Below are 16172 nucleotides of genomic sequence, written 5' to 3'. Positions count from 1 at the left end.
CTTTGCCTATACTCAGTTTTATAGGTATATCGATGCTAAAAACAATAAGGTATTTATGGCGAACGTTATTAAGCGGCTTGTTGTCACTGGACTTAGTTTGCTCAGCATATTGTTGCCATTGGCGGCACACACACAAGATACTGAATACTTTGACGGCGCCCAAGATACTGAGGCTGAAGCGGAGCATGATGGGTCGTATTTCTATTTAGGCTTGATGGCCGGTAATGCCGACATGACCACGGAATTTGACGCGTCTTCGGTGTTTGATGGGATTAAATACGAGCAATCGCAAGATGAACAAGGCTTTGGCTTATACTCCGGGTTTAATTTTGCCGATGTGTGGTCTTTAGAAGGCATGCTGTTTATTGTCATGGATATGCAGGGCAGACCATCTGAACTGCCGATTGATGATGTATATCTTACCGTTATTACGCTCACCCCTAGCTATCATTTTCATATATACCCATCATGGTCGTTGTTTGTTAAAGCCGGTCTTGGGGTGATGATATATACCGAAGACTATGACAAACACGGTGAGGAATTTAGCCACAGTGACAGCGATTACTGGACTGGTATTGGCTTTTCTTTGGGCGCTGGTACTCAGTTTGATATCACCGACAATATCGCGATTCGATTAAGTTACGACTACGTTGAAGCTGAACTTGAGTCCGATGACAATAATCACCATCCAAATTTACTCGACGTAGATCAGGACTTTGAGCTGGTATCGTTCGGTATCCATTATCAATTCTAATCAGATATAAGGTCATCAATTGTTATTGAGAGGTGGTCACTACGTCTTTAAGCATCAAGTATTTGCGGCGAATATTGCGTACGTAAGTCACTGGTTCTTGGCCTCTAACATAACCATAACGAGCTTTAGCGGAATACTTACGCTGCGACAGCAATAATATTGCCCGTTCAACATTGTTAAACCAAATGTCCCGTTGCCAACCTTTTTGCTCAGCCAAACGCATCGCATCAATAACATGACCAGGACCGGCATTATAAGATGCCAAGGTAAACCAGGTTAATTGGTCGTCGCGAACCTCTTGCTCTTGCATGCGTTCACTGACCCATGCCATATATTTTATCCCAGCATGGATACCCTTTTCAGGATCTGTAACATCGATAATATTGAGTTGCTTTGCCGTGCGAGGCATTATTTGAAATAAGCCTTGAGCTCCAGCAAAAGACGTAGCGTTGGGATCAAAGCGACTTTCTTGGTGCATTTGTGCGATCAGTAAATGTGGATCAAAGCCATATTGTGCTGCGTATTTTTCAACAATCTCATCGTAAGGTGATAAATTGCCGCCAGCTTGCAGGTTTTCGTAGGCATCATGGTGCTTATCAATTAATCCGTCGGCTTCAAAATATCGCTTGTGGATGAGGTTGTAAAAAAGACCGCGATAGGTACGTTTGATATAGCTGTCTATTTTTTCTCTTAGCTGATTGTTGCCATCTTTGAATATCCAGCTTTGTGCTTTTTCTTTTCCTATAAAGATGCTTGGCGTGATCTTGGTATCAAGGTTGAGCTCCATATCGACTAAATGATTATCCGCTAGGGTTAAATCAAATTCGCCACTGGCAACGCCTTCGATAATTTGTTCGGTATCGTATTCTTCAGGGGCTTCACTGACGGTTATCTGCGGAATGATGGATTGTAAATCCATAAGGGTTTGATAATAAGAACTGGATTTACGAACCGCAATATTACGGTACTTTAAATCGTGGACCGACTCGATAGGTGGATCATTCGGGCCAGCAACAATTTGCTCGCTGGCGTAGTGGTATGGGCGTGAAAACGCTAGCCCTTGCTCGGCTCTGTGCTGGTTTGGCGTGAAAAAGCCTAGCGCGATATCGGCTTCTCCAGTTTTGATCATTTCAAACATTTCAATATTGTCATCAGCAACCAAAATTTCGTAACGAAGCTTGTGTTGTTTAGCAAAGTCTTTGGCTAACTCATAATGAAAGCCCATTAATTGGCCTTTCCAAAGGTAATAGGATGAGATGGTATTGCGCATGACTATGCGAATGGTGCGCCGTTTAGTGATTGTTTGCCATGCGGTGACGGATTCACTGTCTTGCTGTGCGCTTAGCTGTTGTTGTAAAAAGGTATTGAGTTGCTGTTTTAAGGTCGCAGAGTCTTTTCTTACCGCCCAAGCGATGCTTCTAGCGACGTTGGCTTGCAGGCTTTTGACGATATCATCGCGGTATTTTAAGGTTGAGTCGATTATGTTGCCGTCAACGATGGTTAAGTCGTATTCTCCCTTAGCCAAGGCGTCGTATAGTTTATCTCTCGTGGTCTTGGCTGGTATCTGTTCGATTTGAATGTTTGGATAGACGTTGGCAAGACCTAAAGCGGTTATGGCATGCGAGGTGCCAGGTTGCACCGCTATTTTTCGACCATCGAGGTCTTTTGCGGCCGTTAATGCCTTATTGTTTTTACCTAAGACAATATACTCAGGTGTTTCTGTGATAGGCAAGGTAAAATCAACCTGCTCCTGCCTAAGTTTATTTACGGTCATATTGGCGGCAATAATGTCGCCTTCATTAGACAGTAGGGCGGGGATAAGCTGCTCAAACGACGGTTTTTCAATGTACTCCAGATTTAGGCCATGACTATCGGCGAATAATTCGAGATAGTCTCGGTCAAGATTCGGCGGTGAGCCGGCTCTAGGCAGGTAGTTTTCATTACCTGACCATACCAATACTCGCAGTACGTTTTTTTGTGTTTGTTGTGCTTGTTGCGTTGCCTTGCTGTTGGCGTTGTTTGTTGAATCCTTGGCAAATGGTTTAAATGCGAGCAAAGACAAGGCGCACAACATGACCATAACTAAGCGACTAAACCAAGAGCTAAAACAAGAGCTAAAACAAGAGCCTAGCCAAGCCTTGCAGTTTCGCGATGGTGATTTTTGCCTAACGTCGAATTTTTTATAATTCATCTCTCTAAGCATAGCCAACAGCAGTTAGTTGCGCATCAACCAAGCAACAAATTGAAAATTAAATTCACAATGCTTAATTTGCTTGTAATAATGATTATCATGTATCGCAGGCAAGCATAAGATCTGCAAGAGATTTTTGTGGCAGAAAAAAAGCTAAAACATTTTTATATCGCTGAAGACCAATCCATTTATTTGCTTAGTTCGAAAGACGCCGCAAAGCTTAAAAAATGGATGGAACTTTGTATTAAACAGCTCAATCGTCTTGGCTACAGTAATGTAGAAATGATTGGTAAAGGTGCCTACGGTTTTGTCTTTGAGGGCGAAGACGACAACAACCAACCGCAAGTCTTTAAGTTTTCGCGACTTGATTTGCCGTTGCATGTGCAAGATAGGTTGGAAGAAGAAGCGCAAATGCAAGACGCCCTGAGCCACGCTGCCATTCCTCGGTTGTATGAATATTTAAAAATTAAGCGCCAGTCCATTATCCATATGAGCCGCGCCAAAGGCGAAGATTTAGAGGTTATTTCGTTAAAGCAGGGGCCGTTGCCTGCAGAGCAAATCGTTAACATTACGATTTTAATGATCGAGCTACTCACTTATATTGCTGATCCAAAACATAACCGTATGCTAAAACCCGTGGTTCATGGTGATATCAAACCATCAAACATTGTTTGGGATGACGCCAAGCAATCGCTGCAGTTGATCGATTGGGGCTCGTCAGTATGGGCACAGTTGGATAAACAGGGCAACAGTACCGCGACCAATGTTATGGATTTGATGAGCTCTGATATCCAGCAAACCAATTCTCGCATGGGTGATATCTATTTTATCGGTGAGGAACAGCTCAACGGCGGTTTATCCAGCCCCAGATTTGATGAGCAAGGCATGGCGGCAACCATTTATGCCTTAGCATCAGGTCAATCATGTCGTTATGGCTACAAGGTGATAACCGCAAGCTCGCTTGGCTTACCGCAAATTCTAGCCAAACCAATTGATGCCATGCTCGGCGATGACCCTGTATTGCGTCGCCAAGCCGGTGACTATCTTTTTAACAACCTTGGCATGTTAAAAAAGCTGGTGTTATCAGATACACCAACCAAACCTGCAGTTGAACCGTTAATTCCTGTTTGGCTTAGACGCCATGAAGAAGATATCGAAACCGTTGTCTATGGCTCTCGTAAGTCTTTTTTAAGAGAGCAGGGCAGCGAGCAAAGCTTGTATGACGTTGATGATGTGCAGCTGGAAAAATATTATAAAAACTACCTCGCTGGTATGGGCGCAACGGAAAAGGCGTTTATTGCCGCGGTCAGTCGCTTAGCAAAATACCCTGTGGTCGGTGGTCTTGCTGTGCGCTGGGAAAAAGACGGCGTTTATGTTGATTCCAATATCACCTTATATGATCCGTCGTTAGAGTATTCGTTTCAGGCGGCGGTCAATAATATGATCTATTTGGCGCAAGGTATTTATCGCGTCGGTATTTTTAAATCTTGCTTATTTAACGCCAAAGATACGCTGCATTTTGAACGTGACACACGCACTGCACCATTTGAAAATAATGGCCAGCGCATTCCATTTGAAGTCTCGGCAATCACTGATTTAGAAAATGTATCGCATTTGCACTCATATTTTGAAGACGGTAAAGACCCTGATGAGTATTTGCATTTACCCGACAATGTGATGCAGGTTCTTAAAGAAATGAATAGCATTCATCATACCGGTTGTATTATTTTTGAGGTGCTGGAACAACATCTCAAAATTCACAGCTATTTAATGCTGCTCGATCACAGTAAAAAGCAACAATTTGAACAGTGCTTACAACAACTTCTCGAATTATTGCCGAGCATTGATGAGCTTGGAATTGCTGGTTTTATGAAGCTACCTTATAAAGACACACGGTTTTTTGAACATATAAATCAGTTACCTGAGCATTACTATCCAAAAAATCCCAAATAGTTTTGTTAGCGGCAACCTTTGCCTGACAAAACGGCACAGTCAAACGAGGACTACAGTATGGACAAAAATAACATAGGTGATATGGCATGGCTTGATTTAACCGTCGATGATGCCGAAAGCGTTCGAGATTTTTATCAACAGGTCATCGGTTGGAAATCCGATAATGTGTCGATGGGAGACTATGAAGACTTTGTTATGTTGAGCCCCAAAGGCGGTGATGCGCAAGCCGGAATTTGTCATGCTCGGGGTGGCAATGCGGATTTACCACCGGTATGGTTACCGTACTTTCTGGTTGCCGATATTGATCAGGCTGTTAGTGCGGTAGAGCAAAATGGCGGTGCTATGGTGACCGACATTAAATCTATGGGCAGCGACAGATACGTGATCGTTAAAGACCCCGCAGGAGCCCACTGTGCCTTGTATTACAAAGGCTAGTGCAGTAAAGGCAAACCGTCATAAAGACAAAACAGCGTAAAGACGAACCAAGTAAACTCGAGCAACACAAAGACGAACAAAGCTCGATAATTGACATAAGCGAAGATAATACAAGTGAGCAGTTCATTAACCTTGTATGCAGGTAAAACGGCATATCACACCATCAAGCAATACGGCTTACAGCCAGATCTTTTTACCACCTTGGTGGGTGCCAGTGGTGGACCCAAATGGTTTGTATTAGCAGGCCTCGATCGTTATTTTTGTGGTGATTTTTTTAAAGACAGAACAACGCCGCTAGATACCTTGGGATCATCAGCCGGAGCCTGGCGGTTCAGTTGTTACGCGCAAAATGACAAGCTCGCGGCTATAAACCGCTTGATAGATGGTTATGCCAATTTAAGTTATCCAAAAAAAGCCAATAAACAACAAGTGACAGCGCAATCTGAACAGCTTTTACAACATGTGCTGGGGCAAAATGGGGTGAATGAAATCATCAATAATCCCAACATTAGTAATCATATCATTGTCGCTCGTTCAAAAGGCTTAAGTCGCCATGAGAATCCTGTGTTGCAGTTAGGTGGTTTACTGGCCAGTGCGATGGCTAATGCGCGCAGTCGCAAACGTTTATCGAAACATTATCAACGAATTATTTTCTCACAAAATCAATCTACCGCACCGTTTGATTATAACGATGGCATTGACTCAAAACAGGTGGCGTTATCGGCGGACAATACCTATGATGCGTTATTGGCGACAGGGGCTATTCCACTGCTTATTGGCGGGGTGAGAGACATCAGCGGCGCAGGACCTGGCATGTATCGCGATGGTGGCATTATTGATTATCATTTCGATCAGCGGTTTTTAACGCGACCGGTGACGGTAGATGGTAACCCGTCTAAAGAGGGACTGGTATTGTATCCGCATTTCCATCATAAATTTAAACCCGGTTGGTTCGATAAATACGTAAAACACAGATACAGCAACCAAGAGTATTTTGATAACGTGTTGGTGTTAAGCCCAAGTCAGCAGTTTGTCAGCAGTTTACCGTACCATAAGATTCCCGATCGCACGGATTTTAAAACCTTATCTGAACAACAACGCATCGATTACTTTCTGCAAGTGGTCGCCGAAAGCAGCCGTTTAGCTGCTGAGTTTGATGACTTATGCCAACTCGCTCCAGAACACCTGCCAGTGCAATTGATTGGTTAGTATAAATCTTGGCTTTTATTCAAACCTTGGCTCAAAAATAAACTGTCATAAACCCGTATAGCGTGCTCATCGGTCATCCCGGATAAATAGTCGGCAATGACGCGATGCGGGTTTTCACCTTGTTGACACGCAACTTGCCAACGTTCATTGGTCGAAATTGGCAACAATCGAGCAGGATCACTGGCAAACGCTTCAAACAACTCCATTACAATCTGTTGGCCTTTATATTCCATTCGTTGGATGTCGGGTTGCTTGATCACAAATTTGTAGACGTAATCTTTGAATATTTTTAATGCTTGGGCTTGCTTTGCAGGCAATGCGGCGTTGTAGCGCAATAAAGGCTCTTGGAAGTTGGTGCCAATGCTGTCATTTAAATCCTGCAACTCAATATGAGTGATCAGATAATTCACCAGCATACCGATGGCATCTTTTTGCAGATAGCGCTTATAAGAAAATAACTTTTCAAATATTGCTGTGGTGTGTTTATTTAAAAATTCATCATCGAGCTCACTTAGCGGTCGCACAACGTTTTGCTCAAAGCTTTCACGACTGACAACACGGGTGACAATGGCGTCTTCCATATCGTGAATGCCGTAAGCAATATCATCGGCTAATTCCATGATTGAACAGTCGAGTGATTTATAGCAGGTTTTGTGATGCCCATTGCCATTAACAATGACCTTTTGAAATTCATTGCGATCTTTTTCTGACAATGGTGCAAGCACCCAGTCAATGATCTTAAGGTCGTCTTTATACAAACCTTTAGGTGGGTGCCAATCACCAGCTTTTAATTGGCGAAAGTTAACCGGCGGAGTTTGTGCTTGTTGATTGGCGAGTCGCTCAACCACTTGCGGGTATTTGATCAAGCCCAATAAGGTGCGCCGTGTTAAATTCATGCCAAAATGTTCAGTGTATGGTTCGAGCTTGGTAACAATGCGAAAGGTTTGCCCATTGCCTTCAAAACCACCAAAGTTATGCATCATAAAATTAAGCGCCACCTCGCCGCCATGACCAAAGGGCGGATGGCCGATATCATGGGCTAAACACACAGCCTCAATAAGGGCATCTTCAGTGGGCAATAGCTGTTGGCTTAGAGTCGGGTATTTATTGCGTAATTGGGCGCATATCCCTGAGCCAATTTGTGCGGCTTCTAGCGAATGAGTGAGTCGAGTGCGGTAAAAATCACTTTGACCAACGCCCATGACTTGGGTTTTTGATTGCAGGCGTCGAAACGCAGCCGAATGCAGAATGCGAGCTCGATCCCGTTGAAACGGTGAGCGATGATCTAAAACTCGTGATCGTGTTCCTTGATCTTGTCTTTGTAACCAGTTCTCATTCATTGAAAACTCCCATTTGACCGGCTTATAGCTTTAACATACTGAATTTAAATACGTTAGGCAATCATATGGGAGTGTCCGTAAGATATTATTCTGTTCTAAGTTAGCATATACGCTAAGGCTTAACTGACGTTGCTGTCGTAGCCAGAAACATAATCGCGTTGAAAATAATCAACCCACATAGCTGTGGCACCGCAAATGGCAACCGGCATGACAATTAGGTTAACAATTGGGATCATCGCGGCAATAGTGACGCTAATGCCAAAACCAAAACACTTGCCTTTATGCTCAGATAACTTACTGCGCATGTCGATAAAATTGATTTTATGATTGTCAAAAGGGTAATCACAATATTGAATGGCCATCATCCATGCGATAAATACAAACCAGATGATTTGTCCAAAAAATGGCAATATCCATAGCACGATAAAAAAGCCAATGGCGCGAGGTAAGTAGTATTTTAACTTACACCATTCGCGACTTAGGGTACGGGGAATATCCTTAATAACGTCAGCGAAGCCGGAATCATCCAGTTGATGACCAGACAAATGACGTTCAATTTTTTCACTTAATAAACCATTGAATGGTGCCGCCAACCAATTGGCAAACGTAGAAAACACAAATGAAAAACATATCAGCGCGGTGACATACAATAATGGTTCGACAAACATGGTCAGCCATGACCAGTCAGTGCCAAGCCATTGTTCAAAGTCGACGATGATATCGCTAATGTATAAGGTGAGATAATAAAACGCGACGCCAAATAAAATGAGATTGACCATCAATGGCACAAATACAAAGCGGCGGATTCCTGGTGTTTTGATTAATTCAAAGCCTTTGAAAAAGTAGCCCGCACCACCTTGGGCGATAGGCTCGCGAATACTGCGTGTCATTTGTTATCCTTTATTATTGCGGTGAATTACCCTGTGCTTATAAGCTAAAGCTTAGTGGGTAATGAATCACTTTTTACACAAATTCATAGCTGTTTTTTAGTATAACGAATTAGGCGCTGGCAACAACAGCGAAAAATGTTACAAAGCGTGTGTTTATTTGATACAGTAGTTCAATAAGCATAAGCCTTTGCGCAATATTTTCAGCATTGCAACTCAGGCAGAAAAACAATAATAAATACCTAAAAAAAGAATCAATACTCGTTACTTTATGCGCCTAAAAAAGATCAAACTCGCCGGTTTTAAGTCTTTTGTCGACGTCACCAATGTGCCGTTCGAACAAGACATGACGGCTATTGTTGGGCCTAACGGGTGTGGTAAATCCAATATTATCGATGCTGTGCGCTGGGTTTTAGGTGAAAGCTCTGCTAAAAACTTACGCGGCGACTCGATGACCGATGTCATTTTCAATGGTTCTACGTCTCGTAAACCCGTAGGCCAAGCAAGCGTTGAGTTGGTGTTTGATAATGCATCGCAAAATTTGGCTGGCTCTATGGCCGATCGCAGCGAAATATCGATTCGCCGCGTGGTTAATCGTGATAGCCAAAATACCTACTATTTAAATGGCAGCAAATGCCGTCGAAAAGATATTACCGATATTTTTCTCGGCACCGGTCTAGGCCCGCGCAGCTATGCCATCATTGAACAGGGCATGATTTCTCGTCTTATCGAGTCTAAACCGCAAGAGTTGCGCATTTTTATCGAAGAAGCGGCAGGGGTCTCAAAATACAAAGAGCGCCGCCGAGAAACCGAAAACCGCATTCGCCATACCCGAGACAATTTATTGCGTTTGGCGGATATTCGCCAAGAGTTAGCGGTCAATTTGGAAAAACTGCATGGCCAATCGCAAGCTGCCATTCGTTTTCGTGAATTAAAAGCGCAAGAGCGTCAATTAAAAGCTGAACTGGCGGGCATACGATATCGCCATAGTCAGTTGAAATTGCAATCATTGCACAGTAAAGAATTGCAGTTACAAACTGAATTAGAAAAACTCAATGCTGAGCAAGTACAGGCGGAAAAGGACATTATTCGCGCCCGTACGCGACAAGATGATAGCACCGACAAGCTAGAGCTGCTTAATCAAAAAAAATTGGCAATAACGTCAAATATTGCCGGCGTCGAACAAAACATCAAACATGTCAAAGCGCAAAAACTATCGCTGTCTGAGAATAACCAACGTTTGCAGCAATCTTTGCAAGAGAGCAAGCAACTCATTGAGCAACATCAGCAACAACAAGCTGAGTTGGATGAGCAACTAACCCAAATTGAACCAGAACTCGAGATTGTCAGCGCCCAACTTGACGAATTGACGCAACAACAAATGGACATCAGTCAGCGCCAACAAAGCTGGCAACGACAATGGGATGAGCAGCAACGCCAACAAGCAGATTACGAAAAGCGCGTCGCCATCAATCAAAGCCAAATAGACGCGACAAATCAATTGTTGCTAAAAACAGAGCAGCGACTGAGTCAGTTGACAGAGCAAACATCGCTGGTTGATGTTGAGCAATTACAACAGCAGATTGAAGAGGCAATACTCAGCGAACAAGAGTGTTCGAGTCGTTATCAACAGCATCAAGCGGTTGTCGAAGAATGTGAAAGCGCGTTGTTAACCGAGCAAAACAAATTACAAAATCTTCTGGATGAGGTGCAACAGCAAAAACTGCAGCGGGGTGCGCTGCAATCGCAAATCGATGCATTGAACTCTATAAACGCCAATCAAAGTGATTGGCAAAAACGCCAATCTGATTATCTTCAACAACAAGGTGTTACTGAGCTTGAAAGTGTCGCACAACAGCTGAGCGTTGATGCGGGTTGGGAAGTTGCGGTTGAAATGGTGCTAGAGCATTTTCTTATGGCTCAACACGTTGAACAATGGCCGCAATCATGTGATTTAGAGCAAGCGGTGTTGGTTCGCAATGATACAAGCACCGATAAACAGCCATTGCCTGAGGCGATACCAGGGCAACACACCTTGTTGTCTAAAGTCGCTGGTGGTGACGCATTGGCTGATAAACTTGCCAAGGTGTTGGTTGCCGACACGCAAGATCAGGCGATAGAGCTTATTGGCATGTTACCGGATAACAGCTGGTCAGTGATCTGCCCGCAAGGATTATGGTTGTCGAAACAATGGTTACGCAAAGGGGTTTTAGCGGATTCACAAGGTCAACTTGAACGACATAATCGTCTTAAAGAGCTGACAGCGCAACACCACGCAGCACAGCAATCCCTCGCTGATACGCAACAACAACTTACATTGCAACAGCAAATCGTTGCCGAACAAAAGCTAACCCTCGCACAGCATATACAGCAACGTGGTGCCACTAACGAGGCATTACAACAGCAGCAACAGACGGTGCACTTAAAGCGCCAAGAGCTTGAGTTGACAAATAATCAGCAAGGTCAAATCCGTGATCAGATTGCCGCGCAACAGGAGCAGTTGCAACAGGAAATGACTCGTTATGAAGAGTTATTAATTGAGCAACATAATTTGTCAGAGGACAACACCATTGATGCGTCGGCGTTTACTGCGATGGCCGATGAACGTGAGCAATTGCTGCGACAGTATCAAGATAGTTCTAGCCAACATAAAGTTGCTATGCAGCGTTCTCAATCGCTGCAACTGAAGCAACAAAAGTTGACTAGTGAATTAGCCGCCATCGAAAAAGCCAACGTTCGTGAAACGGAACATTGGCAAAAATTGCAGCAACAATTAGAGGAATTAGAACAACAGGCTAAACAAAATCTGCAACCTCTTGATGAGCAACAGGCGCGTTTGCAAACGATGCTAGAGGAACGGTCAAAATTGGATACCCAGCAATCGGCAATAAATCAGCAACTGCAGCAATCGAGTCAGCAAATTGATCGCTTAAATGAGTGTCAGCACAATGCCATGCAGCGCATTAGCGCGAGCCAACAATCAATACAAGATTTGCTTGTTGATATGCAAAGCTACAAACTCAAAGCAGGCAGTGCAAAAGAGCAGTTGGCTGAGCTACAGCAAGATCTCGATACGATACTGGCTGCATTAGATAGCAAAGCCTCTGAAAATCAGTGGCAAATTAAATTGGCTCGTGTGGTCAAATCAATATCGGCGCTTGGCGCGATTAACTTGGCGGCGATTGAAGAGTTTGAACAACAATCGCAGCGTAAAAACTTTCTCGATCAGCAAAATGATGACTTACAGCAAGCATTAGCAACACTGGAGTCCGCCATAGCAAAAATTGACCGTGAAACTCGAGCTAAGTTTAAACAGACCTTTGAACAGGTCAACAATGACCTTAAGGTTTTGTTTCCTAAGGTTTTTGGTGGTGGTAGTGCCTATTTAGAGTTGACCGGAGATGACTTACTTGATACTGGTGTGACCATTATGGCAAGGCCACCAGGCAAAAAAAATAGTACAATTCACTTACTTTCTGGTGGTGAAAAAGCGCTAACCGCATTATCATTGGTATTTGCGATATTCAGACTCAACCCCGCGCCGTTTTGTATGCTCGATGAAGTGGATGCACCATTGGACGATGCAAATGTCGGACGATTTTGTAAATTGGTTGAAGAAATGTCGCAAACAGTGCAATTTATCTATATCAGTCACAATAAAATAGCCATGGAAATGGCTTCGCACCTGACAGGGGTGACCATGTACGAACCTGGAGTTTCAAGAATGGTCGCCGTTGATATTGACGAAGCAGTTGCTATGGCAGAGGCAGTGTAAAACAGGCTTGGTAATGGAATTCAGTTTCAGAGATATATTAATAATTATAAGTGTCGTCGTCATCATCGCTATTTATCTGAACGGACGTCGAAAAATCCATGTAGATGGAAAAAACCCAATAAAGCTCAAATCGGACAAAGTCGAAACCTCTATTGAAGACGACGTTGCTCGTAATTTTGATCGAGAAGGTTTTGATCAACTTGGTGTTGGTGTGCCAAAACCTGTCGTTCTTGACAATTCGGTGCCAGAGCCGAGTGACGAAGAGCTTGAAGTGATCACCTCAAATAATCCTCCACCAGTAAGTGATGAAGAGTTGATGGAGCAAGCGCCAACATTGCAAGAGATTGAAGTGCTTGAGCGTGATTTTTCACCAAGTAACGATGATCTTGAGCCTATCGCTAAATCGGACAACAAAAATCAACAGTCGCTTGATGCCAGTATGCTCGACGCAACTTCAGTTATGCCAAAGACTGCCTTGGAAAATACCTTAGAATCACAACATGCCATTGCTGAAAATGCTGAGGCCGTAAGTGATGCAGAGCAAAACGTTCAGGCAATGAACACGCCAGCGCCTGTTGCTGAGCAAAGCTTTGAAGAGGTTCCTGCGGTAGCTGATTCGGTCAGTGCCGAACCAGTAAGTACCAGTCAAGCTCGCAGCGCAACAGCTGAGCCGGCGAAAGTCGCCGCTGATCAGAGTGTGGCGCAACACGCTGCGGCTACAAAAGATGTCGCTGTGACGGCAAAACCTGCCAAAGTAACGCTTGAGCCAATTTACAAAGAGCCAGTTTACAAAGAGCCAGTGTTTGAGTCTAAACCCGCTGCGCCAGAGCCAGAGATGCCTAGCATGAGTGCATTAGATGATGATGACATCGCTGCAAACAATAGCGCTGTTGCGACTGAGCCAAAGGTGCAAAATGCTAAAGGCGCAGTTAAAGCTGCAGCCAAAGCAAAAGCCACAACCAGTACTGCAAAACCAACCAAAGCCAAAAAAGCCGTTAAACGAAATCAAATGGAAATGGATTTTGATACTGTAGAGCGTGGTGAGAAAGTTGAGTTAGAACAAGAAGTATTGGCGTTATCTGTGGTTATGCCTGAACAACAAGCAATCAGTGGTGCTGCCTTGTTACCGTGTTTCTTAACCTTAGGCTTGAAGTTTGGTGAAATGAATATCTTCCACCGCCATCAAGACAATGCCGGTAACGGCAAAATAACTTTCTCAGTCGCTAATATGGTTAATCCGGGTACTTTTGACTTGGATAATATGGAGCAATTCAGCACTCGCGGTATTACCATGTTTATGACCTTGCCTAATGCCAATGACCCGCAAAAAGTGTTTAAGCAAATGCTGAGCGCAGCTAAGCAAATTGCCGATGAATTTGGTGGTCAAGTCTTAGATGGACAGCGCAGTGTTATGACTCGTCAAACCGAGCAACACTATATGAGCAAAATACGTGAGTTCGATCGCCGCGCCCGATTGGCCGGTTACTAATCTCATTGAATCATCAAGCCCCACACAATGGGGCTTTTTAATCTAAAGTGATCCGTTATGTCTGAACAAGCCATGAATACCCCTATTTTAGAAAAAATGCAGCAAATCATTGCTGAGCTTAACGAGTACAATTACCAATATTATGTATTGGATCAACCAAGTGTGCCGGATGCGCATTACGACCGATTAATGCGTGAACTGCAGGCGTTAGAAAAAGACCATCCAGAGCTGGTGCAACTCGATTCTCCTTCGCAAAAAGTTGGTGGTGCACCGCTTAAATCATTCTCGCAAGTGACACATCAATTGCCGATGTTATCTTTGGATAATGTCTTTTCTGATGACGAGTGGCAAGCATTTGTTAAGCGCATCTCTGAGCGCTTGAATACTTCGCAATTTGCTATTGCCGCAGAGCCTAAGTTAGATGGTTTGGCGGTCAGCTTGCGCTATGAACAAGGTCTGTTAGTGCAAGCGGCAACCCGAGGTGATGGTAGTACGGGCGAGAACATTACTGAAAATGTGCGAACAATTCATGCCATTCCCTTAAAGTTGCGTGGTAGTAACTTTCCTGACGTGCTTGAAGTGCGCGGCGAAGTGTTTATGCCAAAGCAAAGCTTTGAAATGCTTAATGAGCGGGCAATAAAGCAAGGTGAAAAGGCTTTTGCCAATCCGCGCAATGCTGCCGCTGGCTCTTTACGCCAATTGGACTCTCGTATCACCGCCAAACGTAACTTGTCGTTTTACGCCTACAGTCTTGGTTATGTTAGTGATGAAAGCTGGTTGGCAGACAGTCACTTTCAACGTTTAATGCAAGTTAAAGAACTTGGTTTGCCAATGTGCCCAGAGAGCAAATTATTGTCCGATGCCTCGCAATGTCAGGCTTTTTATCAAGACATCTTAACGCGACGCGAGCAGTTGTCTTATGAAATTGATGGCGTGGTCTTAAAAGTTGATGATATTGCCATGCAGCAAACGCTTGGCTTTGTTGCTCGAGCACCACGCTGGGCAACCGCTTACAAATTCCCTGCACAAGAAGAAATGACTCAATTATTAGATGTTGAGTTTCAAGTGGGCCGAACCGGCGCTATTACCCCTGTTGCACGTTTACAGCCGGTTTTCGTCGGTGGTGTGACGGTTTCTAATGCAACATTACACAACCAAGATGAAATAGAGCGTTTGGCATTAAAAATTAATGACACGGTGATCATTCGTCGTGCAGGTGATGTGATTCCGCAGGTAGTCAGTGTGGTGATGGCCAAACGTGACGACAAGGCTAAGGACATTATCTTCCCACAAACCTGTCCTGTATGTGACTCTGCCGTCGACAAACAAGTAGGTGAAGCGGTATTGCGCTGTACTGGTGGATTGTTTTGTGAAGCGCAACGTAAAGAGGCGATTAAACATTTTGCATCCCGTAAAGCGATGGACATCGACGGTCTAGGCGATAAATTAGTTGAGCAATTAGTTGATGAAAGGTTGATTCACACGCCAGCGGATTTGTTTGCGTTAAATGAGACTGTGCTAAGTACGTTAGAACGCATGGGCAGCAAGTCGGCACAAAATTTGGTTAGCTCTTTAAGCAACTCTAAACAAACGACATTAGCCAAATTTATTTATTCGCTTGGTATCAGAGAGGTTGGTGAAACAACGGCCAGTAATTTAGCTCAGCACTTTTTGACACTAACGGCATTACGTGAGGCAAGTATAGACTTATTGCTTGAGGTAAGTGATGTTGGTAATGTGGTGGCAAATAACATTGTGCAGTTCTTTGCTCAGCCTCACAATAACGAGGTGATTGATGCCTTGCTTACCGCTGGCATTCATTGGCCTGATATTGAAGTTAAAGCTGACGATGAATTACCGCTTAAAGATCAAACTTATGTTCTTACTGGTACGCTAAGTCAGATGGGGCGAAGTGAGGCGAAAGCGAAGCTGCAATCTTTAGGAGCTAAGGTGTCGGGCAGTGTGTCGGCTAAAACCCATTACCTTGTTGCCGGTGAAAAAGCTGGAAGTAAGTTAACTAAAGCAACGGATCTTGGCGTCGATATATTAACGGAAGATGAAATGTTGGCGTTATTTAGCCACCATGGTGTTTAAGCCAAGGTTATACGCTATTACGGATTAAGCTTTGCTTGCTGATAA

The 16172-nt window shown here is 43.9% G+C and carries 10 protein-coding genes; 7 read left to right on the top strand and 3 right to left on the bottom strand.

The features are described from left to right. The first annotated feature begins 55 nt into the window (after nucleotides 1-55). Complete coding sequence (locus HII16_RS04705; RefSeq protein ID WP_169127906.1) at nucleotides 56-754, top strand: outer membrane beta-barrel protein; 699 nt, start codon at nucleotides 56-58, stop codon at nucleotides 752-754. Between the two features lie 22 nt (nucleotides 755-776). Here HII16_RS04705 and HII16_RS04700 read toward each other — a convergent pair whose 3' ends face one another. After that, nucleotides 777-2810 (bottom strand): transporter substrate-binding domain-containing protein, encoded by a 2034-nt coding sequence (locus HII16_RS04700; protein ID WP_211183393.1) that lies wholly within the window; start codon nucleotides 2808-2810, stop codon nucleotides 777-779. Nucleotides 2811-3083: 273 nt separating this feature from the next. Here HII16_RS04700 and HII16_RS04695 point away from each other — a divergent pair, with 273 nt between their 5' ends. The 3 genes from HII16_RS04695 (at nucleotide 3084) to HII16_RS04685 (ending at nucleotide 6542) form a co-directional block, all read left to right on the top strand. Continuing rightward, nucleotides 3084-4898, top strand: a complete 1815-nt coding sequence (locus tag HII16_RS04695; RefSeq protein WP_169127902.1) for a serine/threonine protein kinase — start codon at nucleotides 3084-3086, stop codon at nucleotides 4896-4898. A 57-nt stretch (nucleotides 4899-4955) separates the two neighbouring features. Then, nucleotides 4956-5333 (top strand): VOC family protein, encoded by a 378-nt coding sequence (locus HII16_RS04690; RefSeq protein ID WP_169127900.1) that lies wholly within the window; start codon nucleotides 4956-4958, stop codon nucleotides 5331-5333. Between the two features lie 114 nt (nucleotides 5334-5447). Next, a complete protein-coding gene (locus tag HII16_RS04685) occupies nucleotides 5448-6542 on the top strand; it encodes a patatin-like phospholipase family protein (RefSeq protein ID WP_169127898.1) in 1095 nt (364 codons plus the stop codon). On the opposite strand, the gene HII16_RS04680 is transcribed toward HII16_RS04685, so the two are convergent. Further along, nucleotides 6539-7882 carry an anti-phage deoxyguanosine triphosphatase gene (locus tag HII16_RS04680; RefSeq protein ID WP_135440009.1) on the bottom strand — a complete coding sequence of 448 codons (1344 nt, stop codon included), beginning with the start codon at nucleotides 7880-7882 and terminating at the stop codon, nucleotides 6539-6541. The genes HII16_RS04685 and HII16_RS04680 overlap by 4 nt on opposite strands. A 119-nt stretch (nucleotides 7883-8001) precedes the next feature. Further along, nucleotides 8002-8772 (bottom strand): sulfate transporter CysZ, encoded by a 771-nt coding sequence (cysZ, locus tag HII16_RS04675; RefSeq protein ID WP_169127896.1) that lies wholly within the window; start codon nucleotides 8770-8772, stop codon nucleotides 8002-8004. Nucleotides 8773-9040: 268 nt separating this feature from the next. Here cysZ and smc point away from each other — a divergent pair, with 268 nt between their 5' ends. From smc to ligA, 3 genes are all read left to right on the top strand, one after another. After that, entirely contained in the window at nucleotides 9041-12544 is a 3504-nt protein-coding gene (gene smc / locus HII16_RS04670) for a chromosome segregation protein SMC (protein ID WP_169127894.1), read from the top strand. A 13-nt stretch (nucleotides 12545-12557) separates the two neighbouring features. Further along, nucleotides 12558-14033, top strand: coding sequence for a cell division protein ZipA (gene zipA / locus HII16_RS04665; protein WP_248289491.1), 1476 nt, complete (start codon nucleotides 12558-12560; stop codon nucleotides 14031-14033). Nucleotides 14034-14105: 72 nt separating this feature from the next. After that, nucleotides 14106-16127 (top strand): NAD-dependent DNA ligase LigA, encoded by a 2022-nt coding sequence (gene ligA, locus HII16_RS04660; protein WP_169128002.1) that lies wholly within the window; start codon nucleotides 14106-14108, stop codon nucleotides 16125-16127. The last annotated feature ends 45 nt before the right edge of the window (nucleotides 16128-16172 follow it).

Origin of the sequence: Thalassotalea sp. Y01 (assembly GCF_012932945.1) — a bacterium.
Classification (GTDB): Bacteria; Pseudomonadota; Gammaproteobacteria; order Enterobacterales; family Alteromonadaceae; genus Thalassotalea_A.
Note: the sequence above shows the minus strand (reverse complement) of the source record. Positions and strands in the feature narration are given on the sequence as shown.

Excerpts from the sequence above, each read along its gene's own strand:
- HII16_RS04705 (WP_169127906.1), top strand. The coding sequence starts at position 56 with ATGGCGAACGTTATTAAGCGGCTTGTTGTCACTGGACTTAGTTTGCTC.
- HII16_RS04690 (WP_169127900.1), top strand. The coding sequence starts at position 4,956 with ATGGACAAAAATAACATAGGTGATATGGCATGGCTTGATTTAACCGTC.
- HII16_RS04680 (WP_135440009.1), bottom strand. The coding sequence starts at position 7,882 with ATGAATGAGAACTGGTTACAAAGACAAGATCAAGGAACACGATCACGA.
- cysZ (WP_169127896.1), bottom strand. The coding sequence starts at position 8,772 with ATGACACGCAGTATTCGCGAGCCTATCGCCCAAGGTGGTGCGGGCTAC.
- smc (WP_169127894.1), top strand. The coding sequence starts at position 9,041 with ATGCGCCTAAAAAAGATCAAACTCGCCGGTTTTAAGTCTTTTGTCGAC.
- zipA (WP_248289491.1), top strand. The coding sequence starts at position 12,558 with ATGGAATTCAGTTTCAGAGATATATTAATAATTATAAGTGTCGTCGTC.
- ligA (WP_169128002.1), top strand. The coding sequence starts at position 14,106 with ATGAATACCCCTATTTTAGAAAAAATGCAGCAAATCATTGCTGAGCTT.